This window comes from Mesorhizobium sp. WSM4816, from assembly GCF_055811535.1.
On the sequence record NZ_JBVVQR010000130.1, the window covers coordinates 1 to 231 of the forward strand.

The 231-nt window shown below is 65.8% G+C and carries 1 pseudogene; it reads right to left on the minus strand.

Going from position 1 to position 231, the window contains the following annotated elements:
- Nucleotides 1-66 precede the first annotated feature (66 nt).
- Nucleotides 67-231 (minus strand): annotated as a pseudogene (locus AC0L3H_RS33080) (transposase); the annotation flags it as partial.

A 231-nucleotide genomic window follows, 5' to 3' on the forward strand; every position in this document is an offset into this window, starting at 1 on the left:
CATCGCAGCGATCACCGCCTCCGAAGCCGACATCCACCCCAAGGTCGGCATAATCCGGACATCGGCATAATGCACGTAACAGCGCTGCCAGACTGCCTCGGGCAGGACTTCCCGGATCGCTGCCCTGAGCCCCGGATGGTCGTCGGAGACGACAAACTCGACGCCGGCGAGCCCGCGCTGCTTGAGCCCTGCCACGAACGCGCGCCAGCTCGAATGGCTTTCCCGGTTGGC